Source organism: Nonomuraea terrae (assembly GCF_004348995.1).
Taxonomy (GTDB): Bacteria; Actinomycetota; Actinomycetes; order Streptosporangiales; family Streptosporangiaceae; genus Nonomuraea; species Nonomuraea terrae.
The window spans coordinates 1-1,463 of sequence record NZ_SMKQ01000440.1 but is presented as its reverse complement, the minus strand read 5'-3'; the positions used below and the strand labels follow the sequence as shown (position 1 = coordinate 1,463).

At 67.0% G+C, this 1,463-nt stretch carries 2 protein-coding genes; one reads left to right on the top strand and one right to left on the bottom strand.

What is annotated here, in order from left to right; translation table 11 throughout:
• Positions 1-304: 304 nt before the first annotated feature.
• Positions 305-877, bottom strand: a complete 573-nt coding sequence (locus tag E1286_RS47250; protein WP_132623958.1) for a TetR/AcrR family transcriptional regulator — start codon at positions 875-877, stop codon at positions 305-307.
• Positions 878-949: 72 nt separating this feature from the next.
• Between E1286_RS47250 and E1286_RS47245 the strand changes: the two genes are divergently transcribed.
• On the top strand, positions 950-1,463 hold a 514-nt coding region (locus E1286_RS47245; RefSeq protein WP_132623956.1), incomplete at its 3' end, for a dihydrofolate reductase family protein.

Below are 1,463 nucleotides of genomic sequence, written 5' to 3'. Positions count from 1 at the left end.
CCTCCGCACCCCCACCTCCACCGGACGGCGTCTCAGGAAGCCCCTCTCGGCCCAGACAACCCCCGCCCGGAGGCAGCGACAACGGATACAAGCCCCGCTCCGCATCAGCGGCGACGGTTACGGAACTCCGCTCCAAGCCGGCGGCATTCGGCGAATCTGCCGGCCCGGGCGCGCGGCCGGCCCCACCCTGCCTCTGCGTCGGGCTGCTCACGAAAGTGGATGACCTGGCGGAACAGGACCTTCCGACAATCGTTTCCCGCGTGCGGAATGATCGTTTGCCACAACCGCCGGACGGCCGTGGACGTCACCCATTCAGCGATCTGCGCACGGCGGCGTCCACCAGCTCGTGGATCTCCTGCTCGGTGAAGATGTCGGGCAGTGTCAGCCGCTCCACGATGAGCCAGTTCAGAGTGAGGTAGAGGAGCACCACCGAGGTCGAGTCGCCGGGCAGACCCGAAGTGGCGTGGTAGCCGATGTTGGCGTCGATGTCCTCGCGGATGCGCTTGGTCAGCACGGCGCGCAGCTCGGGGCGCCGAGTGGCCTCCAGCCGGAGCTCGAGCAGGGCCAGGTAGCCGGAGTTGAAGGCGGCAACCCGATCCACCAGCTCGTGCATGAGCTCGGCATAGCGGGTTTCGTCCTGCACGCCCGCCCGGTTGCGGGCGATCGTGGCCTCGTCGGGCAGCAACCGCTCATAGATGCGTCCGCCGACCTGGGTGAACAGGTCATCGCGGTTGGCGAAGTAGTTGGAGGCCGTACCGGGGGGCACAGCGGCCTCCGCATCGACGGCCCGAAAGGTCAGCCCGCGCGCTCCCTCCCTGGCCAGCACCTCGATGGCCGCGTCGATCAGCGCCTGCCGCCGCTCGGGATTCCTCCGCACTTGACACCACTCCACTCGTAGTACTACGGTTAAACCACTTCAAACAGAGTACTACATCAGGAGTTGAACGGTATGCGAAGGCTGGTCTACTACATCGGCGTCTCCCTCGACGGCTACATCGCGGGCCCCAACGCCGAGTTCGACTTCTACCCCGTGTCGGACCAGATGGCCGCTTGGATCAACGCCCGTTATCCCGAGACGCTCCCCACCCACATCCGCAAGCTCGTCGGCCTGGACGGTGTGCCCAACAAGGTCTTCGACACCCTGGTGATGGGCCGCGGCACCTACGAGCCGGCCCTGGACGTCCCCACCACCAGCCCGTACTCCCACCTGCGCCAGTACGTCGTCTCCAGCACCCTGAAGATCGACGACCCGACGGTGGAGGTGGAGACCGGCGACCCGATCGAGCTCGTCCGGCGACTGAAGGCCGAGGACACCGGCCAGGACATCTACCTCTGCGGCGGCGGCAAGCTGGCCGCCGCCCTGCTCCCGGAGATCGACGAGATCATCCTCAAGAGCTACCCCGTGGTGGCGGGCACGGGCATCCCGATGTTCTCCGGCGAGTTCCGCCCCACCCTGTTCACCC